The following is a 26,373-nucleotide window of genomic DNA, read 5'->3' on the forward strand; positions in this document are numbered from 1 at the left end:
GACGATGGCAGAGCAGCAGCCGCCGGTCATGGCCGACGTCGCCAAGCTGGCCGGGGTCTCCCACCAGACCGTGTCCCGCGTCCTCAACGACCATCGCAACGTGCGGCCGGAGACCCGGTCCCGGGTGCTGGCGGCGATCGAGGAACTGGGCTACCGGCCCAACTCCGCCGCCCGCACCCTGGTCACCCGCAAGTCGCAGACGCTCGGCGTGATCAGCTTCGACACCACCCTCTACGGGCCCGCCTCGATGCTGTACGGGATCGAGCAGGCGGCCCGAGCGGCGAACTACTTCGTCAGCATCGCCAGCCTCCGCTCGATCGATCGCGGGTCGCTCCTGGACGCCGTCGGGCGGCTGCGCGATCAGGCCGTCGAGGGGATCGTCGTGATCGCCCCGCAGACGCCCGTGGCGGGCGCGCTGGAGGTCGCTGCGTCTGGCGTACCACTTGTCGGAGTAGCTTGCGGCGCCTCGGAGAACGTGCCGACCGTCGGCATCGACCAGCGCGGTGGCGGCGAGCTGGTCACGCGGCACCTGCTGGAGCGCGGGCACCGCACGGTCCACCACGTGGCCGGGCCGCTGGAATGGCTGGACGCGGTGGGCCGGCTGGAGGGCTGGCGCGCGGAGCTGACGCGGGCCGGCGCGCCGGTGCCGGAGCCGGTGACGGGCGACTGGAGCGCGGAGTCGGGGTACGCGGCGGGCCGGCGGCTGGCGGCGGACCCGGAGGTGACCGCGGTCTTCTGCGCCAACGACCACATGGCGCTCGGCCTGTTGCGCGCGTTCCACGAGGTGGGCCGGTCGGTCCCGGGGGACGTGAGCGTGGTCGGCTTCGACGACATCCCCGAGACGTCGTTCTTCCAGCCGCCGTTGACGACCGTACGCCAGGACTTCGGCGAGCTGGGCCGGCTGTCGCTCCGCCTGCTGGTGGACCGGCTGACCGGCGGCGGTTCGGGGCCGCCTGAGCATGTCGAGTTGCCCCCGACGCTGATCATCCGCGAGAGCACCCGCTGAAAGCCCGTCGACCCCCGAAGGACTGCCATGAATGTTAACGCTCACAGTTACGAGGATCGCTACGTCGTCGGTGTGGACTTCGGTACGCTGTCCGGCCGCGCCGTCGTGGTCCGGGTGTCCGACGGCGCGGAGGTGGGCACCGGCGTCCATGAGTACGCCCACGGCGTGGTGGAGCGCGAGCTGCCGGGCACGGGCCAGAAGCTGCCGCCGGACTGGGCGTTGCAGAGCCCGCGGGACTGGCTGGACGTGCTGCGGATCGCCGTCCCGGCGGCGCTGGCCGACGGCGGAGTCGATCCCGCGCGCGTGATCGGCATCTCGACCGACTTCACCGCGTGCACCGTTCTCCCGACCACTATGGACGGTACGCCGTTGTGCGAGCTGCCGGAGCTGGCCGGGCGTCCGCACGCCTGGCCGAAGCTGTGGAAGCACCACGCCGCGCAGAAGCAAGCCGACCGGATCAACCGGCTGGCGCATGAGCGCGGCGAGCCGTGGATCGCGCGCTACGGCGGCAAGATCTCCTCCGAGTGGCAGTACGCCAAAGCGCTCCAGGTGCTCGAGGAGGACCCGCTCGTCTACGAGCGCACCGAGCGGTGGATCGAGGCGGCCGACTGGATCGTCTGGCAGCTCACCGGAATCGAGACCCGCAACACCTGCACCGCCGGGTACAAGGGGATCTTCCAGGACGGCAGCTACCCGTCGCCGGACTACCTCGCGGCGCTGCACCCCTCGTTCGTGGACTTCCCTGAGACGCGATTGTCGAAGACGCTGTCCCCGCTGGGCGCGCTGGTCGGCGGCCTGGTCGACATCGGGACCGGCCTGCCGATCGGCATCGCGGTCGCCACCGGCAACGTGGACGCGCACGTCACCGCGCCCGCCGCGCAGGCGGTCGAGAACGGCCGGCTGCTGGCCATCATGGGCACCTCCACCTGCCACGTCCTCAACGGGTCGGCCCTCGTCGACGTGCCCGGCATCTGTGGCGTCGTCGACGGCGGGATCACCGCGGGCTCGTTCGGCTACGAAGCCGGGCAGAGCGCGGTCGGCGACATCTTCGCCTGGTGGCTGCGGACCGGCGTGCCGGAGGCGTACCAGCGGGAGGCGGCCGCGAACGGGGAATCCCTGCACGACCTGCTCGGCCGCAAGTCCGCCGGGCAGCCGGTCGGCGCGCACGGGCTCGTCGCCCTGGACTGGATGGGCGGGAACCGCTCGATCCTGGTCGACCACGACCTGTCCGGCATCATCGCCGGGCTCACCCTCGCCACCCGGCCCGAGGAGATCTACCGGGCGCTGCTGGAGGCGACGGCGTACGGGACGCGGGTGATCATCGAGAACTTCGAGAAACACGGGATTCCGGTCACCGAGTTCATCGTCGCGGGCGGGCTCAAACAGAACGCCCTGCTCATGCAGATCTACGCCGACGTGCTGCGGCGTCCCGTCTCGGTCGCCCGCTCCGACCAGGGCCCGGCCCTCGGGTCGGCCATCCACGCGGCGGTCGCGGCGGGGGCGTACCCGGACGTGGTCGCCGCCGCCGCGGCGATGGGCGGCGTCGAGACCGCCGCCTACGAGCCCGACCACGCCAACTCCGACGTCTACGACCAGCTCTTCGCGGAATACCGCCTGCTCCACGACACCTTCGCGGGTCGAGGTCTGCTCCACCGCCTGCGGGAGATCCGCAACACCGCCCTCACGCCGGCGCCTGATCGAGATCAGGCCGGAAGCATCGCGGAAGGAACGCTCCGATGACTCTCCAACTGGTACGCCGGCAGGTGTGTGAGTTGCACGCCGAACTGGTCCGCTACGGACTCGTCGTGTGGACCGCGGGGAACGTGTCGGCCCGCGTACCAGGCGAGGACCTGATGGTGATCAAACCGTCGGGCGTCGGATACGACGAGCTGACCCCGGAGGCGATGGTCGTGTGCGACCTGGACGGCAACCTCGTCGCGGGCGACTACGCGCCGTCCAGCGACACCGCCGCCCACGCCTACGTCTACCGGCATCGACCGGACGTCGGCGGCGTCGTGCACACCCACTCCACGTACGCCAGCGCCTGGGCCGCGCGCGGCGAGCCGGTGCCCTGCGTACTGACCGCGATGGCGGACGAGTTCGGCGGGGAGATCCCGGTCGGGCCGTTCGCCCTGATCGGCGGGGACGACATCGGCCGCGGCATCGTCGAGACCCTCGACGGCCACCGCTCCCCGGCCGTGCTCATGCGCAACCACGGGGTGTTCACCATCGGGCGTACCGCGAAGGCCGCCGTGAAGGCCGCCGTGATGACCGAGGACGTCGCCCGGACGGTCCACCTCGCCCGTGCGTACGGCGAACCCGTGCCCATCGACGGCAAGGACGTCGATGCCCTGTACGACCGGTACCAGAACGTCTACGGCCAGCGATCCACAACGGACGGAGCAATTGTGAGATGACGACATCCGATTACCGCATCTGGTTCCTGACCGGCAGCCAGGGCCTCTACGGTGACGAGACGCTCCGGCAGGTCGCCGAGCAGTCCCAGCAGATCGCCCGCGCGCTGGCCGAGCGGCTGCCCGCCACGCTGGAGTGGCGCCCGGTGCTGACCGACGCCGCGGAGATCCGGCGCGTGATGCTGGCCGCCAACGCCGACGACACCTGCGTCGGCGTGATCGCGTGGATGCACACCTTCTCCCCGGCGAAGATGTGGATCGCCGGCCTCGACGCGCTTGCCAAGCCGCTGCTGCACCTGCACACTCAGGCCAACCAGGAACTGCCCTGGGCGACCATCGACATGGACTTCATGAACCTGAACCAGGCGGCGCACGGCGACCGTGAGTTCGGGTACATCCAGTCCCGGCTGGGCGTGGCACGCAAGACCGTCGCCGGGCACGTCGACGACCCGTCGGTGGCCGAGCGGATCAGCACGTGGGCGCGGGCCGCCACCGGAGCCTTCGAGATGAAGACCCTGAAGCTGGCCCGGTTCGGCGACAACATGCGCGACGTCGCGGTGACGGAGGGCGACAAGGTCGAGGCCCAGCGCCGCTTCGGCGTCTCGGTGAACACGTACGGCGTCAACGATCTCGTCGCCGTGGTCGACGGAGTCGAGGACTTCCGCGTCAGCGAACTGGTCAAGGAGTACGAGGCGACCTATCGGGTGGCCGAGGCGCTGCGCGCCGGCGGCGAGCGCCACGACTCGCTCCGGTACGCCGCCCGCATCGAGCTGGGCCTCCGCGAGTTCCTGACGGCCGGCGGCTTCCGGGCGTTCACGACGAACTTCGAAGACCTCGGCGGCCTGCGGCAGCTGCCGGGCCTGGCCGTGCAGCGGCTGATGGCAGACGGGTACGGCTTCGGCGGCGAAGGCGACTGGAAGACCGCCGTCCTCGTCCGCACGCTCAAGACGGCGGCGGCCGGGCTGCCCGGCGGCACGTCGTTCATGGAGGACTACACCTACCACCTGGCCCCCGGTCAGGAGCTGGTCCTGGGCGCGCACATGCTGGAGATCTGCCCGTCGATCGCCGGCACCATGCCGACCTGTGAGATCCATCCGCTGTCCATCGGCGGCCGGGAAGACCCGGTCCGGCTCGTCTTCGACGCCCAGGCCGGTCCGGCCGTCGTCGCCGGGCTCGCCGACATGGGCGACCGGTTCCGCCTGGTCGCCAACGAGATCGACGTCGTCCCACCGCCCCAGCCGCTGCCGAAGCTCCCCGTCGCCCGTGCGGTCTGGCGGCCACGGCCGGAGCTGCGTACATCGGCCGAGGCGTGGCTGACCGCAGGTGCGCCGCACCACACGGTCTTCTCCGCCGCGGTCGGCGTCGACCTGCTCACCGACCTCGCCGAGATGACCGGGGTCGAGCTGCTCGTCATCGACGCCGACACGACGATGCGGCAGTTCACCAAGGAACTCCGCTGGAATCAGGCGTACTACCGCCTAGCCGCCGGCCTCTAACCTCCGCCGCTCTCCCGCGTTGATCATGGAGTTAACCGTTGTGTCGACGGTGTGTCACCACCGGAAACGCCATGATCAACGCGAGAGGGAGAGGGCTAGGGCGGCGAGGATGGCGAGGGCGTAGGCGAAGGAGGCGGCGGCGATCAGGCGTACTCGGGTCGGCTCGGTCCACGGCAGCCGCGCCGCCAGCCAGGCGATCGCGGGCAACACCAGCACGCCGTGCAGGCTCACGCCGTGGAGCGGCTTCAAGAAGCCACCCAACTGGTACGCCGACTGCTGCTCGCCGGAGTTCACCAGCGTCACGCCCCGGGCGATCATCGCCGCGCCGGAGGCGAGCGCGATGATCATCGTGGCGAACCCCGTACGCAACGCCAGCCGCAGGCTCGGTGACTGGGCGGGGTCGCCGCGGAAGGCGTACCAAGCCATGGCGAGCAGGACCGCCACGAGAATGAAGCCGCCCGCGGCCAGCATCATCGCGATGGCCCGATTGACCGGGGTCTCCATGTTGAAGTGTGAGGGGACCCCGCGCCAGGCCTGGACGGTGATGCCCGCGACCTCGACCACGCAGTCGGCCGCGAACACCGCGAGCAGCCAGCGAGGCGCGCGGAGGTAGCCGCTGAGCCAGGTGACGGTGAGTAGCGTCAGGCCGAAGGACAGCCCGAACGTCGTGGGCTTGCGCCAGGAGACCGGGCCTTCCCACGGACCGCCGTCGATCGCGAAGACGAGCAGATGGAAGAGTCCGCTGGCGATCAGCGCGAGACCGACGGCGTAGCAGCGGCGGCGGAGGGTCATGCCTGCGATCCTCGCGGGCAGAGCGCGACGCCGCGTCCTGCCCTAGGCGGCATCGCGTCTACTCCCGAGGGAGTACACGCCGCCCAGACTACTTAGTCGCTTATGGAGTAGGCCCTACCGCGAACCGGATGGGTAACCGGCGTGTGCCGGTGAGCAAAGCTGATCATGCTGGGTCTCATGAATCCTTTGAAGACAGCCGCTCTGGCAGTCGCGGCTGCGCTGGCGCTGGTGGCTTCGTCCGCCGCACCGGTACAGGCGCAATCCTGGCGTGGCACGGTCGTTTCGCGTACTCCGGTCTTCGGAATGGATCCGGAGCAGGTCAAGGACTTCCTCACGCCCATCGGCGTCTGGGTGCCCGAAGCCCGGCACGGCGTGGACGCGTACCGGATCGTGTACCGCACGGTCGATGTGCACGGACGCAGCACGACCGCTAGCACCCTCGTGGTGCTGCCACGCGACGGTGCGCGTCGGCTGAAGCCGGCGGTTTGGCTGCACGGCACGCAATCCGACCGGCAGGACGCGCCCTCGGTGAGTCCATGCTGCGATCGCGCGGCAGGTGTGCTGTTCGCTTCGTTGGGCTATGCCGCGACGGCACCGGATTACCTCGGCCTGGGCGAGGGCCCGGGCACACATCCCTACTTCCACGCCCCGACGATGGTGAGCGCATCCATCGACGCTCTGCGCGCGACGAGAGCGGTTGCGGCGCGATCCGGCCGACTGGTCACCGGAGCGACCTCAGTCTCCGGCTTCTCCGAAGGCGCCAATGCCGCCTTCCTCCTGGCCAAAGCCTTGCAAGACGGAGCTGACCGGAGGTTCTCCTTGGGTGCGTTGGCACCGATCAGCGGCGCCTACCGGCTGTTCGACATCGAGTGGCCGGCCGCCCTGGGCGGCGACGTCGACCCCGCCGCGGCCGCGTACTACCTGGCCTACCTCACAGTCGCGTGGGACCGCGTCTACGACCTCTACGACGACGAGTCGGAGGTCTTCCAGGCCCCGTACGCCGGCCATGTCGCGGAGTTGTTCGACGGGGAACACACGATGGACGAAACACTCGACGCGCTGCCCGCGGCACCAGGCGACCTGCTCCAGCAGGAGTACGCCGACCGGCTGATCCGCCCGACCGGCCTCCTGGCGAAAGCCGCCGAAGTCAACGACGTGGCATGCCGCGATTTCGCCCCAACGGCACCGGTACGCATGTACGCGGCGCATGGCGATCCGGAGGCCGTCTTCGCCAACAGCCTCGCCTGTCAGGAGTCCCTGCGCGGCGCCGACGTGAGCCTGACGGACGTGGGCGACGTCAACCACGTCACGTCCCTCGTGCTGTCGGTCCCCCAGGTCGCACGATGGTTCGCGACGCTGGTCTGACCGGGCTTGCCTCGTCGGCTGCCGAACTCCAGTGCGGTAGCCGACGAGGCACTCAGAGGTCGATCGGGTTCGAGCAGAACAGGTGCTGGACCGATGTCGTGGAGCTGAGGTGCGGCACCGTCTCGTCGGCGGCCAGGCCCTTCGCCTCGGACGCGCGGACGACGCCGAGACAGAAAACGATCTGCTCGACCGGATCCGGCAGCGAGATCGCGCCGTCGCCGTAGTCGTCGCCGTAAGGATGGTTGCGCTTCAGCGGCAGCGGCACCGTGAGCTGCTCGCCGACCGACTGGCCCGGCGGGACCTTCGTGACGCCGACCCGGAACGCCTGCGCCCAGCTCACCTTGTCGGTGTCGGGCATGGCGAAGGCCCGCTTGCCGATCTCGACCACATGCGTGCCGCTACGCCCGACGATGTAGACGGCGTTGGGATCCGTCTTGCCGCCCGCCGGTACGCGATTCAGCACGAGCAGCTCATCCGGAGACTGATTGGTCAGCTGGTACGTGATGTGCACCGACTGGCCCTCGACGCGGACGTCGGCGGTGAACCCGACCGCCGGCGGAGCACCGCTCGCGGGCGGGTCGGCGGGCTCGGCCGGAGCGGCCGAACAGCCGCCCAGGAGCGCCGCCAGCCCACCCGCGAACAACCTCTTAGTACGCGTCACGGTGCGGCGCCCCCATTTCCTCGCGGAGGCCGTTCTCCGTCAGGTCGAAGCGGTGCTTCGAGTAGATGTTGGTCGGCGTGTTCGGGTCGCCGTCCTCGTCGATCGGCAGGCCGGCCGCTTCGCGCTCCCGGTTGGGCACACCGGGATTGTCCGGGCCGGAGTAGTCGCCGGGCGCGAGGGAATCGTTCATGTAGTCGTAGACGTGCGCCATCTCGTGGTACAGCACGGCCACCGGCGGACCTTGGACCGTCTGCCCGTTGCCCATGGTCAGCTCGTCCAGGTGCACGTTGAGGTTGATGGTGTTGTCGCCGCCGGAGTGGCTGGCGGTGCTGTTGTTCGGGTCGGCGGGGTTGTTGTACTCCTTGATCGTCAGGGAGTCGCCGTCATCGTGCCAGAGCCACCAGCCGCCCTCGGTCTTGTCGTGCCCGGCCTGCAACTCGGTCAGCATCTGCTGGCCGCGCGGCGAGGACGCCAGCATGTCCAGGTCGGCCTCGATACGCGCCTTGAACTCCGGCGAGCCCTCGACGTTGATGAAGGTCTGGAAGTCCTTGATCTCGACGGTCACGTTCTGCTCGGCGCCGACCGAGGTGTCGTTCTTCTCCCCGAACACCTTGTCCTGGCCGGTCCCGCCATAGGTCGTGTCGTTGTCGCGACCGGCGTAGACCACGTCGTCGCCGGCCCCGGCGCGGAGGGTGTCGTTGCCTCGGCCGCCGGAGATGATGTCGTTGCCGGCCCCGCCGTAGATCGCGTCGTCGCCCTTGCCGCCCTCGAGGTAGTCCTGACCCTCGCCGCCGCTGATCTGGTCGCGGCCGTCGAGCCCGTAGACGGTGTCGTCGCCCATGCCGCCGGACAGGATGTTGTCGCCGAAGCCACCGTCCACATAGTCCCGATCGGCGCCGCCCGAGACGCGGTCGTTGCCCGCCCCGGCGGTGATCCGGTCCCGGCCGTCCAGCCCCAGGATCGTCTCGTCGCCGTCGCCGCCGGAGATGATGTCGTCGCCCTCGCCACCCAGCAGCGTCACGTGCACGTTGGTGCCCTTGGCCACGCTGATCGTGTCGTTGCCGTCGCCGCCGCGCACCACGATGTCGGCGCCGGCGGGGAAGTAGTACTTCGTGCCGTTGATCGTGACGATCTGCTGACCGGTCTTCGGGTCGACGCTGATCTGCACGTCGTCGTCGCCCGTGCCGGTGTTGACGATGACCTTGTTGCCGTCGTAGATCACGCCGGTGTCGTTCGCCTCGGGCGGCATGGTGAACGGGTCGGTGCTGCCGTCGGCGACGGCCAGCCAGTTGGCGGCGACCGACTTGAACTTCGCCTGTGCCTTCGAGAAGTCGCTGACGCAGTCGTTCAGGATGTCGTCGAGATCGCCGCGGATCTGTGCGCACCGCGTCATCGAGTCATGGACGACCTTGGCCTCGGCGTCGTCCTCCGGGCTGAACGTCAGGTGATAGGTCCCGTCGTAGGTGAACTGGACCGAGACGACCTTGCCCCACTCCTCGGTGAGGTGCGACTGACTCGACCGCAGCGCACCCGCCGCCTTCTCCAGCGCGGCGGCGGCCGCGGTCGACGCCTCCTCGGCGGCGTCCAGATCGGCGATGAGCTTCTTGCGGTGACCGTCGAACGAGTCGGCCGCCGGACCCTCCCACGCGCCGTTGACCAGCGCCTTGGCCGCCCGGTCGACGTCGTCGGCCGACGTCTTGACCGCGGTGGTCACGGCTCGCCACTGGGTCGCGCCGCTGTCCAGCTGATCGGGCCGCGCGTGCAGATCCCAGACATCCATCGTGGAGATCGGCGCGGGCTTCGTCGTCGTCGGGCCGTCCGGCTCGGGCCTCACTATGCGTCTCCTGCCTTCGGGCCGTGCTCGGTCAGATCGGGATGTTGCGGTGATTGCGCTGCTGCTGCCGGGCCTTCGCCGCGGCGTCGTCATCAGCCTTCTTGTACGCGAACGCGATGCGGTAGAGCCGATCCATGTCGCCTTCGAGGACGGCGACGAGCCGCCCGATGGTGACGTCGGCGGCGTCGACCGTCTGGTCCTGAGCCTGAGCCACGGCAGCCGCCCCGATGCTGTCACCGAAAGCGGTCGCGGGCACGGCCAGCGGACCCTGCGCGGCCCGCCAGGCGTCGTCGATCTGCTGCGACGACCGCAGCATCTGGTCGGCGACCCGGGTCAACTCGACGGGGTCGGCGCGGACTTCATTGGACACGTTCCCGAGCGTATCGACGGCCACGTCCGAGGTCGACCCGTCGGACTACGCCTGTGGATAAGTCACTGTGGACAGTGGCGGTGAGCTGCTATTACTGCTGGCTTTCCCGCTGGGCGCGGCCCTTCCCGCTGGGCGCGGCCCTTCCCGCTGGGCGCGGCCCTTCCCGCTGGGCGCGGCCCTTCCCGCTGGGCGCGGCCCTTCCCGCTGGGCGCGGCCTTTTTCCGCTGGGCGCGGCCTTTTTCCGCTGGGCGCGGCCTTTCCCGCTGGATCAGGGATATGGGTCGAATCTTGGCCGATTTAGGGCCCACATCCCTGATCTGGTGCCCATGCCGAGAGGTGCCAATCCCGAGGCGTGCGGATTCCCGGGCTTGCGGCCAGGGGCGTCAGCCGACGCCGCGCAACCAGTTCCAGGCCTCGACGAGCCAGCTGATCCGGGTGAGATAAGTGACTCCGGAGGCGGCCCAGAACAGCCCGGCGACCGCGTGCGAAACCCAGGCGGAGCGGCGCACGCGGCCGAAGGTGCGCTCCAGGACGACCAGACCGAGCAGGCGGCTGAGGCCGAAGAGGAACGCGCCGACGACGAGGATCACCACGAGGGCGAGGGCGGCCCCGGCCTGGTCGCCGGAGCTGGCCGACACGGCGAACAGACCCCAGCAGGCGACCAGTACGGCCGCGCCGACGAGGCTCCAGCGACCGCCGCGGCGTAGCTGGCGCAGTCGCTGCCGCAGTGGCACCGTGGGCTGCTTGAGGGGGCCCCGGGTGATGATCCCGGGCCCGCCGACGTCCGTCGGCTCCTCGAAGGTGAGGGTCGGCTCGCCGACCGACGCCGACCGGCCCACCGCCGCGACGCCGGGGGAGTAACCGACGTTTCCCGGCGAAGGGTGCAGGTGATGCGTCGGCTCCTCGGTTGCCGAGAGATCGATGGTCTTGTCCAGACCATGGCGTTTCTGCTCGCTCACGTGCCCTCCCCTGGCCCGACCGTGCGACGACGCCCGACCGTGCGGCGACCCGAACAGCGTAGTTCTTCCCTGCGACAGTGCCACGGGCTACGGTCGAACCATGGAACCGGACGTCGAGCGGGGCTTGCGAAGCCTCGTCGGAGCGGGATCGTCACAGGTCAGCGTGGTTGCCGCGATGAGGGCCCGGGATGCGAGCCGACCCACCGAGGAAGATCTCGCCCGCGCCGAGGAGTCCCTGCTGATCGTGCGCCGGGGCTGGGTGCCCCGAGACGAGCTGCCCCGCCGCTGACGGATTACGGCAGTTCCGGAACGATCCGCGTCTTCTCGTACTCGGCGACCTGGGCGATGCGCCGCGCGTGCCGGGGGTTCTGCGAGAACGGCGTCGCGAGGAAGGTCTCGGCGATGCTGGTCGCCTCGTCGAGCGTGTGCTGCCGGGCACCGATGCCGACGATGTTGGCGTCGTTGTGCTCGCGGCTGAGTTGGGCGGTTTCCACGTTCCAGGCCAGCGCGGCGCGTACGCCCTCGACCTTGTTCGCGGCGATCTGCTCGCCGTTGCCGGAGCCGCCGATGACGATCCCCAGGCTGCCCGGGTCGGCCACCACAGCGGCGCCGGTCGCGAGGCAGAAAGCGGGGTAGTCGTCGTCCGGGTCGAACGTGCTCGGGCCGATGTCGACGATCTCGTAACCGAGGCTGGCCAGGTGGCTGACGAGGTGCACCTTCAGCTCGTAGCCGGCGTGGTCGGATCCCAGGTAGACGCGCATGGCGCTGAGTCTTCCAGCCCGTCGGCCGCGGAGGTTGTCGGGGTGGCCGGATTTGAACCGACGGCCTTCCGCTCCCAAAGCGGACGCGCTACCAAACTGCGCCACACCCCGAAGCGCCGCCCGTGGCGGCGCACGCGTCAGTCTATGCACAACGCGGGCGTACGCGCGTCACCGGTTCCCGGGCACGGATCGCGGTGTCGCGAACAACTGCGGATCATTTTCGCGAATCGCCTTACGTGCCTCCGTCTGGGGCGTGACCATGAGTAGGTGACCAGTGACTCCTCGTGGCTGAGCGATGTCGCCCGAGCATTCCAGGGCGACTGGTACGGCCCGCTCCTGGTCGCTCTGGCCTGCCTTGTCGCCGTGGTTCTCCTGGTACGCGCGACCGCTCCGGCGGTACGCCAGGCGACCACCACCCTGCACCGGCGGCGGCCCGCCGTCAGCCCGTATCCGGGCCGGCACGTCGCCCCGCCCGGGTGGAAGCCGGTGACCGGATTGGCGCGGAGCGGACAGGGCGAGGCCGGGTGACCTCTTCCGGCGTACCCGCCGGAAACCTGCGTGAGCCGTCCTGTCGTATAGGCGACCCGTCGACCCTGTGGGGCGGCGGAGTTCGTCTCGGCGGGCAGTCGATGTCTGTTCCGCGGCGTCGCCGCGTGCGTGCCGTCACAACCCCCGGTGGGGTTCAGTCCGTAGCAGCCGGGCGGGACTCCACCGGGCTTTTGTCCGGTTCGGCGAGGCGGCCGCCCCTGGGCTTTTGTCCGGTTTGACGCGGCCGGCAGGGGCTCGGGACGACTACGCAGTGTGACATCTGTCGGGAACGCCTGGCCCGATGCGGGCACTCGCCTATGTATTCGCCTACACTCGACCGGGCTTCAAGTAGCCCTTGCCACGTTGCCTGCATGATTCAAGGAGTACGTCTGTGAAGAGCACCGTCGAGACTCTGAGCCCGACCCGGGTGCGGCTCGCCATCGAGGTGCCGTTCGCCGAGCTCGAGCCGAGCCTCATGAAGGCGTACCGGGAGATCGGCGCGCAGGTCACCATCCCCGGCTTCCGCAAGGGCAAGGTGCCGGCCCAGGTCATCGACCAGCGGGTCGGTCGCGGCGCGGTGCTGCAGGAGGCGGTCGAGGAGGCCATCCCGCAGCAGATCGTCGCCGCCGTGAAGGAGCACGACGTCAAGCTGCTCGGCCGCCCGGAGGTCGACATCCAGGAGTTCGCCGACGGCCAGCCGCTGAAGTTCACCGCCGAGGTGGACGTCCGGCCCGAGGTCGAGCTGCCCGAGCTGTCCGCGATCTCCGTCGAGGTGGACCCGATCCAGATCGACGACAGCGAGATCGAGACCCAGGTCGACGGGCTGCGGCAGCGGTTCGCCACGCTGAAGACGGTCGAGCGCGCCGCCGCTGACGGCGACTTCGTCCAGATCGACCTCCTGGCGACGGTCGACGGCGCCGAGGTCGAGGGCGGTCAGGCCAGCAACGTCTCGCACGAGGTCGGCTCCGGCCAGCTGCTGCCCGGCCTGGACGAGGTCCTCGTCGGCCTGTCGGCCGGCGACGAGCAGAGCTTCGTCACCCAGCTGGTGGGCGGCGACCACGCCGGCAAGGACGCGGACGTCAAGGTCACCGTCCGGACCGTCAAGGAGAAGGAACTCCCCGAGCTGGACGACGAGTTCGCCGGCCTGGCCAGCGAGTTCGACACTCTCGACGAGCTGCGCGGCAACCTGAGCGAGCGGCTGACCCGGGTCAAGAAGGTCGAGCAGCTCTACGCGGCTCGCGACAAGGCGCTCACCGAGATCGTCAAGCTCAGCGGAGTCCCGGCCCCCGAGGGTGTGGTACGCGACGAGGTAGCCCAGCGCAAGCAGTCGATGGCGCAGGAGCTGGAGCGGGTCGGCGCCTCCCTCGCGGAGTACCTCGAGGCCGAGGAGAAGACCGAGGAGCAGATCGACGCCGAGCTGGCCGAGGCGGCCACCGAGGGCGTCAAGATCCAGCTCGTCCTCGACGCCCTGGCCGACGCCAACGACATCCAGGTCAGCGACGACGAGTTCGGGCACGAGATCGTGCACCGGGCGCAGCGCGTCGGCATGGCCCCGCAGGCCTACTACGACCAGCTGGTCCAGGCCGGTCTGGCCGCCTCCGTCTTCGGCGACGTGCGCCGGGGCAAGGCGCTCGCCCAGATCATGGAGAGCGTGATCATGAAGGACACCGACGGGAACGTGCTGACCCTGGACGACCTCCGGGGTGCCGATGACCACGAGGGTCACGACCACGACTGACCGCGTACGCGGGACGAGGGCGGCAGGGACGGCGAGTCTCGGCCGCCCTCGCTGCGTTGATCCAGACGCCTGCGCCCACAGCGAACACCAGGCGATCTGGGAAGGGTTCGTCGTAGCGAGGGGTTAGGGTCGGCGTACGACACTTGAACATCAGAAGGGTTGGCATGAGCGAGCTTCACCTCCCACCGCAGATGCGGGGGTCCGACCAAATCGGTCTCGGTCTCGACGACTCGATCTACAACCGGCTGCTCAAGGAACGCATCATCTTCCTGGGCAGCGAGGTCAACACGCAGGTGTCGAACCGGATCTGTGCTCAGCTGCTGCTGCTGTCGGCTGAAGACCCCGAGCGGGACATCACCATCTTCATCAACTCGCCGGGCGGGTCGGTCTACGACGGCATGGCGATCTACGACGCCATGCAGTACGTACCGAACGACATCTCGACCGTCGCGCTGGGCATGGCGGCCAGCATGGGCCAGATGCTGCTGTGCGCGGGCGCCAAGGGCAAGCGGTACGCGTTGAAGCACGCCCGGATCATGATGCACCAGGCGTCCGGCGGCATCGGCGGCACCGCGGCCGACATCGCGATCCAGGCCGAGCAGATGATCCAGACCAAGCGCCTGATGATCGACCTGATCGCGCAGCACACCGGGCAGACCGTCAGCCAGATCGAGCTCGACTCCGATCGGGACCGCTGGTTCACCGCCGAGGACGCCCGCGATTACGGTTTCATCGATCACGTCATCGAGGGTGTCTCCCCGGTGCCGGTGGGGAACTGAAGGAGATAGAGCTAAATGTCTGACTTCGCTCCGGTGACCAACCGGTACGTGCTGCCGCAGTTCGTCGAGAAGACGGCGCTCGGCGAGCGGGCCATGGACCCGTACTCGAAGCTCTTCGACGAGCGCGTGATCTTCCTGGGCGTCCAGGTCGACGACGCCTCCGCCAACGACATCATGGCGCAGCTGCTCGTCCTCGAGGCCCGGGACCCGGACCGGGACATCACGATGTACATCAACTCGCCCGGTGGATCGTTCACGGCGATGACCGCCATCTACGACACCATGCAGTACATCCGCCCGGACATCATGACGGTCTGCCTCGGGCAGGCCGCCAGCGCCGCAGCCGTGCTGCTCGCGGCGGGGACGCCGGGTAAGCGTCTCGCCCTCACGAACTCCCGGATCATCATCCACCAGCCCGCCACCGAAGGTGGTTACGGGCAGGGCTCGGACATCGAGATCCAGGCGCGTGAGATCATGCGGATGCGGAACAACCTGGAGGAGCTGCTCGCCCGTCACTCGGGTCAGGAGCTCGACAAGGTCAAGAAGGACATCGACCGGGACAAGATTCTGACGGCGGACGAGGCCAAGGACTACGGTCTGGTCGACACTGTTCTCGCCAGCCGGAAGAAGACGCCGCTCGCGGCCGTTCGGTAAGATCTCCACACAGCTCCACGCGAGTCAGGGAGCGCCTGCGGCGACACGCGAGGGCGCTCCCTGACTCGGTGAAACAAGCCGACAAAGGGTAACGTCAAGTCGGCAAAGACGCGCTCCCCGTCACCGGTGTCAGACCGACGGGCGGCGACAGCAGGGCCAACGGGCGAGGGAGAGTCGTAGGTGGCACGTATCGGCGATGGCGGCGACCTGCTGAAGTGCTCCTTCTGCGGCAAGTCGCAGCGCCAGGTGAAGAAGCTCATCGCGGGACCGGGCGTCTACATCTGCGACGAATGCATCGACCTCTGCAACGAGATCATCGAGGAGGAGCTGGCCGGCGAGGACCAGGTCCGCTTCGAGGAGTTGCCGAAGCCGGTCGAGATCTGCCAATTCCTCGATCAATACGTGATCGGGCAGGAGCAGGCCAAGAAGGCGCTCGCGGTGGCGGTCTACAACCACTACAAGCGCATCCAGGCGGACACCGGCGGCCACGGGCACCGCGACGGCGAGGCCGTCGAGCTGCAGAAGTCGAACATCATGATGATCGGCCCGACCGGGTGCGGGAAGACCCACCTGGCGCAGACCCTGGCCCGCATGCTGAACGTCCCGTTCGCGATCGCCGACGCGACCGCGCTGACCGAGGCAGGCTATGTCGGCGAGGACGTCGAGAACATCCTCCTCAAGCTGATCCAGGCCGCCGACTGGGACATCAAGCGCGCCGAGACCGGCATCGTCTACATCGACGAGATCGACAAGATCTCCCGCAAGTCCGACAGCCCCTCGATCACCCGTGACGTCTCCGGCGAGGGCGTGCAGCAGGCACTGCTGAAGATCCTCGAAGGCACCGTCGCCAACGTCCCGCCGCAGGGCGGCCGCAAGCACCCGAACCAGGAGTTCGTGTCGATCGACACCACGAACATCCTGTTCATCTGCGGCGGCGCGTTCGCCGGCCTGGAGGAGATCATCGAGGGCCGGACCGGCAGCAGCGGTCTCGGCTTCGGCTCGCACCTGCGGGCGGTCTCCGAGCGTAAGACCGACGACATCCTGGCCCAGGTCATGCCCGAGGACCTGCTGAAGTTCGGGATGATCCCCGAGTTCATCGGCCGGCTCCCGGTGCTGACCAACGTCCGCAGCCTCGACCGCACGGCGCTGGTCCGGATCCTCTCCGAGCCGCGCAACGCGTTGGTAAAGCAGTACCAGCGACTCTTCGAGCTGGACAACGTCGCCCTGGAGTTCGAGCCGACCGCCCTGGAGGCGATCGCCGACCAGGCGATGCTGCGCGGCACCGGAGCGCGGGGGCTGCGCGCGATCCTCGAAGAGGTTCTGCTGTCGGTCATGTACGAGGTGCCGAGCGACCCCAACGCCGAGAAGGTCCAGATCACCAGGGCCACGGTGCTGGAGAAGGTCTACCCGACCATCGTGCCCCGCGACTTCGTCGGTCGCCGGGCGCGGCACCGCGGTGAGGAACGCTCCGCGTAATCAGCTGGGCTCGGCGTCCCAGAGTGCAGGAGAGCGCTCCCACGGACGCCCGCTCGCCGGTGTAGTTTCGACGGCATGTCTCCGCGCTGGTCGGTAGCGACCATTTTCGCCGTCCACGGCTCCATCAGCGGCAGTCTCGCCGCCCGGATGCCCTGGATCGCCGATCATGTCGGTCTCGCCGGCGGTGGTGTCGGAAAGCTCGGGTACGCCCTGGTCATGCCGTCCGTCGGCGCGATTCTGACGATGCCCTTCGCCGGCCGCGTGGTGCATCGTCTGGGCGGTCGACGGGCCACCCTCCTGCTGCTCACCGGCTGGGCGCTGGCCCTGACCCTGATCTCCTTCATGCCCACGCTGCCCACGCTGGCGGTGGCCATGTTCCTCGCGGGCGCCTTCGCGGGAACAGCCGACATGGCGATGAACGCCGAGGGCATCGCGGTCGAGCGGCAGCTGGGCCGATCCATCATGTCGAGTCTGCACGGTGGCTGGAGCATCGGCGGCTTCCTCGCGGGCGGCGTCGGCTGGCTGCTGGCCCATAACGACGTCTCCGGCCGGGCGAACTTCATCGGCGCCACCCTCGTCGCGATCGTCGTCGCGGTGTGGGCCTGTTCGTACCTCCCGTCGCAGACTCCCGTCGAGGACGAGGAGGAGGACGACGGCGCGCCCAGGTTCGCGTTGCCGAAGGGTCCGATCCTCATCATCGGCCTGGTCGGCTTCGCCGCGATCTTCGCGGAGGCGGCGTCGGCGGACTGGAGCGCCGTCTACCTCGTCAACCGGCTCGGCGCGGGCGATGCGACCGGCGCGGTGGCGTACGCCTGCTTCGCGGGCGCGATGACGCTCGGCCGGCTCACCGGAGACGCCGTCGTACGCCGCTGGGGTCCAGTGCCGACCGTACGCGTCGCCGGGGTTCTCGGCGTCCTCGGTGGAGTGCTTATTGTGATCGCCGGAGTGGCTGGTGACTCCCTAGGGGCGAAGATCGCGGCGATCGGCGGGTTCGCCTTGGTCGGCATCGGGATCGCCGTGGTGGTGCCGCTGGCCTTCGCTGCTGCCGGGCACAGCGCGGAGAGCACGGCGACCCGGGCCCACGCCATCGCCGGCGTCGCCACGGTGTCGTACGGGGCCGGTTTGGCCGCGCCCGGCATCGTCGGCGGGATCGCGAACCTCACCTCGCTCACGGTGTCCTTCGCGGTGGTCACGGTGCTGATCCTCGTGATGACGCTCGCCGCTCCCGCTCTGCGCTCGGCCGACATCGTGCACAGCCGCGAACCCGAGTCCGTCACCGCCTGACACTCGCTCCCACAGCTCGAATCGATCATTGGCCTACGGAGTTGATCAGGGTCCCCGGCACGCGACACGCCGGTCGATCATGACCGAAAGTTCATGATCAACGGGAAGGGGTCGACGGGGAAGGGGTCGACGGGGAAGCGGGGGCGGGGCGTTAGGTGCGTTGGCGGATGAGGCGGCGATCGTGTTCGCGCGGCGGCATCGTCACGAGCATCATGAACCGGGCCGGCACGTCCGTCGGGTTCGCATAGGTGTGCGTACGGTCGGCGATCAGGTCGATCGTCTGTCCGGCGTAGACGGTGTGCTCCTCGCCGCCGACGGTCACGACCAGGGTTCCGGCGAGCACGGAGATGACTTCGCGCGTACCGGGGCGGTGGTCGTCGGGGGAGTGGGTCTCGTGCGGGGCGAGCCGCCAGTCCCAGAGTTCCGTGTCTTGCAGGCCGCGCAGCAGTCGCGCGGTGCCGCCTCGGCCGCCGCGCCACAGGACCGGCGCCTCCTCGTACTCGCTCACGTGGACGGTGCGGTCGACCGCGGGTTCCAGGAGACGGGCGACGGTGACACCGAACGCGTCGGCGACCCGGGACAGCGTCCCGATACTGGGGTTGGTCCGCGCACCCTCGATCTGCACGAGCATGCCCTTGCTGACGCCGGAGCGTCCGGACAGCTCGTCCAGCGACCATCCGCGTCCGGTACGCAGCGCTCGTACATGGAGTGCCACCGCCGCGTTGAGTTCCTCAGCGGACGAGGCGATCGACGCCGTGACCGGCGACGTGTCGGCTACCACACTGTCCTCCACGGTCAATATCGTGATACCACTGCCCAGGTGTACGCGATCACCCTCGCCGCTGCCTGCGCCCTGATCTGGGGCGCGTCGGACTTCTGCGGCGGAAAGGCGTCGCAGCGCGCTCATCCGCTCTCCGTGACCGTGCTCTCGCAAATACTCGGTCTTCCGATGATCGCACTGATGATGGTCGTCATCCCCGGCACGCCACGCGGTGTTGACCTGCTATGGGGCGCGGCGGCGGGCGTACTCGGGCTTTTCGGGATAGTCCTGCTCTACCGTGGGCTGTCCCAGGGCGCCATGGCGGTGGTCGCTCCGACGACCGCGGTGACCTCGGCGATCGTGCCGATCCTGGGTGGGCTGCTCCAGGGGGAACGTCCCGCACCCGCGGCGCTCGCCGGAGCGTTCTGCGCGGTCGCTGCGATCGGGCTGGTGAGCCTCGCCCCAAGCCGACCGGGGGAACCTGCGAAGGTGAGCGTGGCCACCGTCGGCCTCGCCCTGCTCGCCGGCGCCTGTTTCGGCGGCTTCTTCATCATCCTCGGCTTCGCTGACGCCGATGCGGGCCTCTGGCCGATGCTCGGTGTCCGGGCTTCGTCACTCGCCGTCGGTTTGTTCCTGGTGTGGAAGGCCGGCGCACGACTGCGCCTCGACGGGCGTACGACGCTCGCGCTCGCGGCAGCGGCAGGTCTCGGCGACACTCTGGCCAACGGCTTCTACCTGCTTGCGGTCCAGCGGGGCGATCTCTCGGTCATCGCGCCGATCGCGGCGCTCTATCCGGCCAGCACCGTGTTGCTCGCGCTTCTCGTGGAGAAAGAACGCATGCGGCCACTGCAATTCGCCGGTCTAGGACTCGCCGCACTCGCGCTCGTGCTCACCGCCACGTGACAATCCACAATGGTCACGATCCGCGTTTCACCCTCTTGACCAGCGAGTACGCCGAATGGAGCGGGCGTCGATCGTGAGTGTGACGGGGGACAACGACCCCCGATTTGCGAGCGGCGTAGGGCATCGCGTAATGTTCTCTCTGCCAGCGCGGCACGGACGAGAACGACGAGGGTTACCTCGGCGGGAGGCCGGAGCGCGAATCCTCGAGTGATGCAGGCCCCCGGTGGGGGTGTGCGAAGTCGGTCGGGTAGGCTGGACGAGTTGCCCCTGATGCGGCCCGGCGGAAGTCGGGTGGTTGATGGTGTGTGCTTGTTCTTTGAGAACTCAACAGGGTGCTTGTAAAGCCAGTGCCAAAGTATGCACATATCATCCTCGTGATGATTCCTTTGGTTGCACCATTGATTTGGTGTTGCCAGGATTTTTGAATTCTTTGTTGGAGAGTTTGATCCTGGCTCAGGACGAACGCTGGCGGCGTGCTTAACACATGCAAGTCGAGCGGAAAGGCCCTTCGGGGTACTCGAGCGGCGAACGGGTGAGTAACACGTGAGTAACCTGCCCCGGGCTCTGGGATAACTGTCGGAAACGATGGCTAATACCGGATATACACATTTGATCGCATGGTTGGGTGTGGAAAGTTTTTCGGCTTGGGATGGGCTCGCGGCCTATCAGCTTGTTGGTGGGGTGATGGCCTACCAAGGCTTTGACGGGTAGCCGGCCTGAGAGGGCGACCGGCCACACTGGGACTGAGACACGGCCCAGACTCCTACGGGAGGCAGCAGTGGGGAATATTGCACAATGGGCGAAAGCCTGATGCAGCGACGCCGCGTGAGGGATGACGGCCTTCGGGTTGTAAACCTCTTTCAGCAGGGACGAAGCGCAAGTGACGGTACCTGCAGAAGAAGCGCCGGCCAACTACGTGCCAGCAGCCGCGGTAAGACGTAGGGCGCGAGCGTTGTCCGGATTTATTGGGCGTAAAGAGCTCGTAGGCGGCTCGTTGCGTCAACCGTGAAAACCCGGGGCTTAACTTCGGGCTTGCGGTTGATACGGGCGGGCTGGAGTTCGGTAGGGGAGACTGGAATTCCTGGTGTAGCGGTGAAATGCGCAGATATCAGGAGGAACACCGGTGGCGAAGGCGGGTCTCTGGGCCGATACTGACGCTGAGGAGCGAAAGCGTGGGGAGCGAACAGGATTAGATACCCTGGTAGTCCACGCTGTAAACGTTGGGCGCTAGGTGTGGGGGGCCTCTCCGGTTTCCTGTGCCGTAGCTAACGCATTAAGCGCCCCGCCTGGGGAGTACGGCCGCAAGGCTAAAACTCAAAGGAATTGACGGGGGCCCGCACAAGCGGCGGAGCATGCGGATTAATTCGATGCAACGCGAAGAACCTTACCTGGGTTTGACATCACCGGAAATCTCGCAGAGATGCGGGGTCCTTCGGGGTCGGTGACAGGTGGTGCATGGCTGTCGTCAGCTCGTGTCGTGAGATGTTGGGTTAAGTCCCGCAACGAGCGCAACCCTCGTTCCATGTTGCCAGCGGGTTATGCCGGGGACTCATGGGAGACTGCCGGGGTCAACTCGGAGGAAGGTGGGGATGACGTCAAGTCATCATGCCCCTTATGTCCAGGGCTTCACGCATGCTACAATGGCCGGTACAATGGGCTGCGATGCCGTAAGGTGGAGCGAATCCCAAAAAGCCGGTCTCAGTTCGGATCGGGGTCTGCAACTCGACCCCGTGAAGTCGGAGTCGCTAGTAATCGCAGATCAGCATTGCTGCGGTGAATACGTTCCCGGGCCTTGTACACACCGCCCGTCACGTCACGAAAGTCGGCAACACCCGAAGCCCGTGGCCTAACCCTTGTGGAGGGAGCGGTCGAAGGTGGGGCTGGCGATTGGGACGAAGTCGTAACAAGGTAGCCGTACCGGAAGGTGCGGCTGGATCACCTCCTTTCTAAGGAGCACCTCCCCTGTGAAAGCAGGGCAGGACCTCACGGATGGCGAATGTCTGTCCGGGGGGCTCAATTGGCGGAGACACTGGTTAGTCTGGGCCGGCAACGGCCGACCTCTTAGTACTGCGGGGCGAAAGTTCTGCGTGGAACAGGGTTGGTGCGGCTGGTATCGGATGATGAGCACCCTGTTGGGTATCTGAGAGAACAAGCCTCTGGGGCGGTTTTCTTGGGTCCGATCACGCCTTGATCTTCATACCGTCAGCTCTTCGGAGTCTGGGCTGGTGTTGGTCTGGTGGGTTGTGGTTGGTTGTTTGTTGAGATGTGGATAGTGGACGCGAGCATCTTGTTTCTCTGCATGTTTTTGACATGTTTGTAGAAGCCGAGAAGTATCTATCTGTCTTTGGTCAAGTTGTTAAGGGCGGACGGTGGATGCCTTGGCACCAGGAGCCGATGAAGGACGTGGGAGGCCGCGATAGGCCTGGGGGAGCTGTCAACCTAGCTGTGATCCCAGGGTGTCCGAATGGGGGAACCCAGCACGAGTCATGTCGTGTTACCTGCACCTGAATTCATAGGGTGTAGGGGGGAACGCCGGGAAGTGAAACATCTCAGTACCGGCAGGAAGAGAAAACAATAGTGATTCCGTGAGTAGTGGCGAGCGAAAGCGGATGTAGCCTAAACTTTGCGTGTGTGATACCTGTCAGGGGTTGCACGTGGGGGGTTGTGGGATGCCACGGATCGGGCTGACAACCGGTCGAGGAGTTACAAAATCTGGGGTTAGTCGAAGCGCATGGGAAGGCGCACCGTAGACGGTGATAGTCCGGTAGGTGAAAGTTCCAGATCTCCTGTGGCGTGTCCCGAGTAGCGGCGGACTCCTGTAATCTGCCGTGAATCTGCCAGGACCACCTGGTAAGGCTGAATACTACCTGGTGACCGATAGCGGACAAGTACCGTGAGGGAATGGTGAAAAGTACCCCGGGAGGGGAGTGAAATAGTACCTGAAACCGTTCGCCTACAATCCGTCGGAGCTGACAGCGTAAGCTGAAGGTGACGGCGTGCCTTTTGAAGAATGAGCCTGCGAGTTAGTGGCATGTGGCGAGGTTAACCCGGGTGGGGTAGCCGTAGCGAAAGCGAGTCTGAATAGGGCGGTTCAGTCGCGTGTCCTAGACCCGAAGCGGAGTGATCTAGCCATGGGCAGGCTGAAGCGAAGGTAAGACTTCGTGGAGGGCCGAACCCACCAACGTTGAAAAGTTGGGGGATGACCTGTGGTTAGGGGTGAAAGGCCAATCAAACTCCGTGATAGCTGGTTCTCCCCGAAATGCATTTAGGTGCAGCGTCACGTGTTTCTTGCCGGAGGTAGAGCTACTGGATGGCCTAGGGGGCCTACAAGCTTACCGAAGTCAGCTAAACTCCGAATGCCGGTAAGTGAGAGCGTGGCAGTGAGACTGCGGGGGATAAGCTTCGTAGTCGAGAGGGAAACAGCCCAGATCGCCGGCTAAGGCCCCTAAGCGTGTGCTAAGTGGGAAAGGATGTGGGATCGCGCAGACAACCAGGAGGTTGGCTTAGAAGCAGCCACCCTTGAAAGAGTGCGTAATAGCTCACTGGTCAAGTGGTTCCGCGCCGACAATGTAGCGGGGCTCAAGCACACCGCCGAAGCCGTGGCACTCACACTTTGCTCGGCCGGATGTACCTGCGGGTCTCCGGTCTAGGCGTGTGGGTGGGTAGGGGAGCGTCGTGCGTGCGGGGAAGCGGCAGGGTGACCTAGCCGTGGAGCGCGTGCGAGTGAGAATGCAGGCATGAGTAGCGAAAGCAGGGTGAGAAACCCTGCCGCCGGATGACCAAGGGTTCCAGAGTCAAGCTTATCTGCTCTGGGTGAGTCGGGACCTAAGGCGAGGCCGAGAGGCGTAGTCGATGGACAACGGGTTGATATTCCCGTACCCGCGAAGCAGCGTCAACGCTGAACCTCACTGTACTAACCTCCTGCGGGAGCGGAGGCCTTCGGGCTGAGGCTTTTGTGGTTGGGATCTTGGTGGGTAGTAGGTGAGCGATGGGGTGACGCAGGAAGGTAGCTGAGCCCGGCCGGTGGTTGTGCCGGGGTAAGCGTGTAGCCCGTGCCATAGGTAAATCCGTGGCACATGGGGGTGAGACGTGATGCCGAGCCGTATCAGGTGAAGTCAGTGATCCTATGCTGCCGAGAAAAGCCTCTAGCGAGTTGTGAGCGGCCCGTACCCGAAACCGACACAGGTGGTCAGGTAGAGAATACCGAGGCGACGGGCGAACTGTGGTTAAGGAACTCGGCAAATTGCCCCCGTAACTTAGGGAGAAGGGGGGCCTCTGCTGGTGATGGCACATGCTGTCTGAGCTGGTGGGGGTCGCAGAGAGCAGGGGGAAGCGACTGTTTACTAAAAACACAGGTCCATGCGAAGTCGTAAGACGCTGTATATGGACTGACGCCTGCCCGGTGCTGGAACGTTAAGGGGACCGGTTAGCCTCACGGCGAAGCTGAGAACTTAAGCGCCAGTAAACGGCGGTGGTAACTATAACCATCCTAAGGTAGCGAAATTCCTTGTCGGGTAAGTTCCGACCTGCACGAATGGCGTAACGACTTCCCCACTGTCTCAACCACAGGCCCGGCGAAATTGCACTACGAGTAAAGATGCTCGTTACGCGCGGCAGGACGGAAAGACCCCGGGACCTTTACTATAGCTTGACATTGGTATTCGGACTCAATTGTGTAGGATAGGTGGGAGCCTGTGAAGCTCGGACGCCAGTTCGGGTGGAGGCAACGTTGAAATACCACTCTGTTGTGTTTGGGTATCTAACTTCGGACCGTTATCCGGTTCAGGGACAGTGTCTGGTGGGTAGTTTAACTGGGGCGGTTGCCTCCTAAAGGGTAACGGAGGCGCCCAAAGGTTCCCTCAGCCTGGTTGGCAATCAGGTGTTGAGTGCAAGTGCACAAGGGAGCTTGACTGTGAGACTGACGGGTCGAGCAGGGACGAAAGTCGGGACTAGTGATCCGGCACTGGCTTGTGGAAGCGGTGTCGCTCAACGGATAAAAGGTACCCCGGGGATAACAGGCTGATCTTCCCCAAGAGTCCATATCGACGGGATGGTTTGGCACCTCGATGTCGGCTCGTCGCATCCTGGGGCTGTAGCAGGTCCCAAGGGTTGGGCTGTTCGCCCATTAAAGCGGTACGCGAGCTGGGTTTAGAACGTCGTGAGACAGTTCGGTCCCTATCCGCCGTGCGCGCAGGAGACTTGAGAAGGGCTGTCCCTAGTACGAGAGGACCGGGACGGACGAACCTCTGGTGTGCCAGTTGTACCGCCAGGTGCATGGCTGGTTGGCTACGTTCGGAAGGGATAACCGCTGAAAGCATCTAAGCGGGAAGCTCGCTTCAAGATGAGGTCTCCCACCACGTGAGTGGGTAAGGCCCCCAGGTAGACGACTGGGTTGATAGGCCAGACATGTAAGCTCGGTAACGGGTTCAGTGGACTGGTACTAATAGGCCGAGGACTTGACTAAAACATTCGACGATAGATTCGTCTTGTTGCTCGCGTTCACTTTTCACATCACGACCAGCAACCACTCGTAGCCGGATTTGGGCTCGTGGTTTGACAGGTTGATAGTGTTACGGCGGTCATGGCGGAGGGGAAACGCCCGGTTACATTCCGAACCCGGAAGCTAAGCCCTCCAGCGCCGATGGTACTGCACCGGGGACGGTGTGGGAGAGTAGGACACCGCCGGACAAACTTTCAATTAGCCCCCGCGAAAGCGGGGGCTAATTGCATTTCCGCATCCAATGCATTGGGCGCCCGATTGCGCCCAATTGCGGAGCGCTTAGTTCCGGTGCTGGACCGCCGTACGCAGATCACGGAGCAGCTGCGCGGACTCGTCGGCATTCCGCTGCGGGAACATCGCGAGTGCGATGCTGCCGTAGTCGGCCCAGCCGCAGATAGTCATGGTCGCATCCGATCCTTCGGCTGCTCCGCAGCGCATCACGCCACCGAGCGGTCCCGCGTCCACGGCGCGGACGTCGCGTACGCCGCCGGCCTGGTCGTCGAGGAGGGCGAACAGCTCGTCGAGCTCCTTCTCCGGGCGGCCGAGGAAGGCGGTACCGCCGACGAAGAGCACCGATCGCGCGGCTTGGGCCGGATCGCCGTAGACCCCGGCCACCGTCTCGTCGAGGGAGAAGCCCGCGTCGAGCACCGTACGCAGATCGTCGGCGGCCGACTTCGCGGCGTCGGTCGTGTCGAGGGTGAGGCCGGCCGCGGTGGCCGGAGTGGTCAGGGTGGCATCCTTCTGCGCCAGCATGCGGTATCCCGTCGGGCCCAGCGTGATCCCTGCGGCGAGTACGCCACATCCGACGACTGAGCCGGTCATCGCGACCCAGCGGCGCCGACGTGACCATCCAGCCCAAGGGTTGCGGCTCTTCGTGGTACTCGTGAGGATGTCGGCCGGTTCGGTGGACACGACCGTCGTTTGTGGCTCCGACGCTGATCGCGCTGCCGGTACCTGCTCTGTGCGTACCTTATCGTGCTGCTCTGTCATGATTTCGACCTCCCGAGACCCGCGGAGCTTAGCAAGCGCGAGTCTGTTCGCCGTGACTCCACGGCGGACAAAGCAAGGGCCGGGCCTGACGGCCCGGCCGTTG

At 66.7% G+C, this 26,373-nt stretch carries 21 protein-coding genes, 1 tRNA gene and 3 rRNA genes; 16 read left to right on the top strand and 9 right to left on the bottom strand.

The window, feature by feature from the left end; genetic code table 11:
- Positions 1-4: 4 nt before the first annotated feature.
- From HDA40_RS29300 to araA, 4 genes are read left to right on the top strand one after another with little or no spacing between them, the layout of a single operon-like run.
- The gene (locus tag HDA40_RS29300) at positions 5-1,006 is read left to right on the top strand and encodes a LacI family DNA-binding transcriptional regulator (RefSeq protein ID WP_253761029.1); all 1,002 of its coding nucleotides are present in this window, start codon (positions 5-7) and stop codon (positions 1,004-1,006) included.
- Positions 1,007-1,033: 27 nt separating this feature from the next.
- Positions 1,034-2,746 carry a ribulokinase gene (araB, locus tag HDA40_RS29305; protein ID WP_253761030.1) on the top strand — a complete coding sequence of 571 codons (1,713 nt, stop codon included), beginning with the start codon at positions 1,034-1,036 and terminating at the stop codon, positions 2,744-2,746.
- Complete coding sequence (locus HDA40_RS29310; protein WP_253761031.1) at positions 2,743-3,423, top strand: L-ribulose-5-phosphate 4-epimerase; 681 nt, start codon at positions 2,743-2,745, stop codon at positions 3,421-3,423. The genes araB and HDA40_RS29310 overlap by 4 nt, the downstream gene beginning before the upstream one ends.
- Positions 3,420-4,916 carry an L-arabinose isomerase gene (araA, locus tag HDA40_RS29315; protein ID WP_253761032.1) on the top strand — a complete coding sequence of 499 codons (1,497 nt, stop codon included), beginning with the start codon at positions 3,420-3,422 and terminating at the stop codon, positions 4,914-4,916. Before HDA40_RS29310 ends, araA begins: the two co-directional genes overlap by 4 nt.
- A 75-nt stretch (positions 4,917-4,991) precedes the next feature.
- On the opposite strand, the gene HDA40_RS29320 is transcribed toward araA, so the two are convergent.
- Positions 4,992-5,708 (bottom strand): hypothetical protein, encoded by a 717-nt coding sequence (locus HDA40_RS29320; protein ID WP_253761033.1) that lies wholly within the window; start codon positions 5,706-5,708, stop codon positions 4,992-4,994.
- Positions 5,709-5,885: 177 nt separating this feature from the next.
- On the opposite strand from HDA40_RS29320, the gene HDA40_RS29325 reads away from it, so the two are divergent.
- Complete coding sequence (locus tag HDA40_RS29325; protein ID WP_253761034.1) at positions 5,886-7,073, top strand: lipase; 1,188 nt, start codon at positions 5,886-5,888, stop codon at positions 7,071-7,073.
- A gap of 52 nt (positions 7,074-7,125) precedes the next feature.
- Here the strand turns inward: HDA40_RS29325 and HDA40_RS29330 are convergent, their stop codons facing one another.
- The 4 genes from HDA40_RS29330 to HDA40_RS29345 form a co-directional block, all read right to left on the bottom strand.
- Positions 7,126-7,734: a hypothetical protein gene (locus HDA40_RS29330; RefSeq protein WP_253761035.1), complete on the bottom strand. Its 609-nt coding sequence runs from the start codon at positions 7,732-7,734 to the stop codon at positions 7,126-7,128.
- Positions 7,721-9,568 carry a M91 family zinc metallopeptidase gene (locus tag HDA40_RS29335; RefSeq protein WP_253761036.1) on the bottom strand — a complete coding sequence of 616 codons (1,848 nt, stop codon included), beginning with the start codon at positions 9,566-9,568 and terminating at the stop codon, positions 7,721-7,723. Before HDA40_RS29335 ends, HDA40_RS29330 begins: the two co-directional genes overlap by 14 nt.
- Before the next feature lie 31 nt (positions 9,569-9,599).
- Entirely contained in the window at positions 9,600-9,938 is a 339-nt protein-coding gene (locus HDA40_RS29340; protein ID WP_253761037.1) for a hypothetical protein, read from the bottom strand.
- Between the two features lie 383 nt (positions 9,939-10,321).
- Positions 10,322-10,897, bottom strand: a complete 576-nt coding sequence (locus HDA40_RS29345; RefSeq protein ID WP_253761038.1) for a hypothetical protein — start codon at positions 10,895-10,897, stop codon at positions 10,322-10,324.
- 100 nt (positions 10,898-10,997) lie between these two features.
- Here HDA40_RS29345 and HDA40_RS42250 point away from each other — a divergent pair, with 100 nt between their 5' ends.
- Complete coding sequence (locus HDA40_RS42250) at positions 10,998-11,186, top strand: hypothetical protein (protein ID WP_372503216.1); 189 nt, start codon at positions 10,998-11,000, stop codon at positions 11,184-11,186.
- A gap of 4 nt (positions 11,187-11,190) precedes the next feature.
- Here HDA40_RS42250 and HDA40_RS29355 read toward each other — a convergent pair whose 3' ends face one another.
- The gene (locus tag HDA40_RS29355) at positions 11,191-11,658 is read right to left on the bottom strand and encodes a ribose-5-phosphate isomerase (RefSeq protein ID WP_253761039.1); all 468 of its coding nucleotides are present in this window, start codon (positions 11,656-11,658) and stop codon (positions 11,191-11,193) included.
- Between the two features lie 37 nt (positions 11,659-11,695).
- Positions 11,696-11,769, bottom strand: a tRNA-Pro gene (locus HDA40_RS29360).
- A 156-nt stretch (positions 11,770-11,925) separates the two neighbouring features.
- Here HDA40_RS29360 and HDA40_RS29365 point away from each other — a divergent pair.
- From HDA40_RS29365 to HDA40_RS29390, 6 genes are all read left to right on the top strand, one after another.
- On the top strand, positions 11,926-12,186 hold the full coding sequence (locus tag HDA40_RS29365; protein WP_253761040.1) for a hypothetical protein: 261 nt from the start codon (positions 11,926-11,928) through the stop codon (positions 12,184-12,186).
- Positions 12,187-12,577: 391 nt separating this feature from the next.
- Positions 12,578-13,924 carry a trigger factor gene (tig, locus tag HDA40_RS29370; protein WP_253761041.1) on the top strand — a complete coding sequence of 449 codons (1,347 nt, stop codon included), beginning with the start codon at positions 12,578-12,580 and terminating at the stop codon, positions 13,922-13,924.
- 164 nt (positions 13,925-14,088) lie between these two features.
- Positions 14,089-14,703, top strand: coding sequence for a ClpP family protease (locus tag HDA40_RS29375; RefSeq protein WP_253761042.1), 615 nt, complete (start codon positions 14,089-14,091; stop codon positions 14,701-14,703).
- A gap of 15 nt (positions 14,704-14,718) precedes the next feature.
- Positions 14,719-15,357 (top strand): ATP-dependent Clp protease proteolytic subunit, encoded by a 639-nt coding sequence (locus HDA40_RS29380; RefSeq protein ID WP_253761043.1) that lies wholly within the window; start codon positions 14,719-14,721, stop codon positions 15,355-15,357.
- Positions 15,358-15,537: 180 nt separating this feature from the next.
- Positions 15,538-16,833, top strand: coding sequence for an ATP-dependent Clp protease ATP-binding subunit ClpX (gene clpX / locus HDA40_RS29385; RefSeq protein ID WP_253761044.1), 1,296 nt, complete (start codon positions 15,538-15,540; stop codon positions 16,831-16,833).
- 75 nt (positions 16,834-16,908) lie between these two features.
- Complete coding sequence (locus HDA40_RS29390; RefSeq protein ID WP_253761045.1) at positions 16,909-18,117, top strand: MFS transporter; 1,209 nt, start codon at positions 16,909-16,911, stop codon at positions 18,115-18,117.
- A gap of 151 nt (positions 18,118-18,268) precedes the next feature.
- Here the strand turns inward: HDA40_RS29390 and HDA40_RS29395 are convergent, their stop codons facing one another.
- On the bottom strand, positions 18,269-18,910 hold the full coding sequence (locus HDA40_RS29395) for a helix-turn-helix domain-containing protein (RefSeq protein ID WP_253761046.1): 642 nt from the start codon (positions 18,908-18,910) through the stop codon (positions 18,269-18,271).
- A 27-nt stretch (positions 18,911-18,937) separates the two neighbouring features.
- Between HDA40_RS29395 and HDA40_RS29400 the strand changes: the two genes are divergently transcribed.
- The 4 genes from HDA40_RS29400 to rrf all read left to right on the top strand — a co-directional run bounded on the left by HDA40_RS29400 (position 18,938) and on the right by rrf (position 25,468).
- Positions 18,938-19,780, top strand: coding sequence for a DMT family transporter (locus HDA40_RS29400; protein WP_253761047.1), 843 nt, complete (start codon positions 18,938-18,940; stop codon positions 19,778-19,780).
- Between the two features lie 430 nt (positions 19,781-20,210).
- Positions 20,211-21,726: ribosomal RNA gene (locus HDA40_RS29405) — 16S ribosomal RNA — on the top strand.
- Positions 21,727-22,126: 400 nt separating this feature from the next.
- A 23S ribosomal RNA gene (locus tag HDA40_RS29410) occupies positions 22,127-25,244 on the top strand.
- Between the two features lie 107 nt (positions 25,245-25,351).
- A 5S ribosomal RNA gene (gene rrf, locus HDA40_RS29415) occupies positions 25,352-25,468 on the top strand.
- The 16S, 23S and 5S rRNA genes sit together here, the layout of an rRNA operon.
- A gap of 91 nt (positions 25,469-25,559) precedes the next feature.
- On the opposite strand, the gene HDA40_RS29420 is transcribed toward rrf, so the two are convergent.
- Positions 25,560-26,192 carry a hypothetical protein gene (locus HDA40_RS29420; protein ID WP_253761048.1) on the bottom strand — a complete coding sequence of 211 codons (633 nt, stop codon included), beginning with the start codon at positions 26,190-26,192 and terminating at the stop codon, positions 25,560-25,562.
- Between the last annotated feature and the right edge of the window lie 181 nt (positions 26,193-26,373).

The sequence above is a fragment of the Hamadaea flava genome, from assembly GCF_024172085.1.
GTDB classification, from domain to species: domain Bacteria; phylum Actinomycetota; class Actinomycetes; order Mycobacteriales; family Micromonosporaceae; genus Hamadaea; species Hamadaea flava.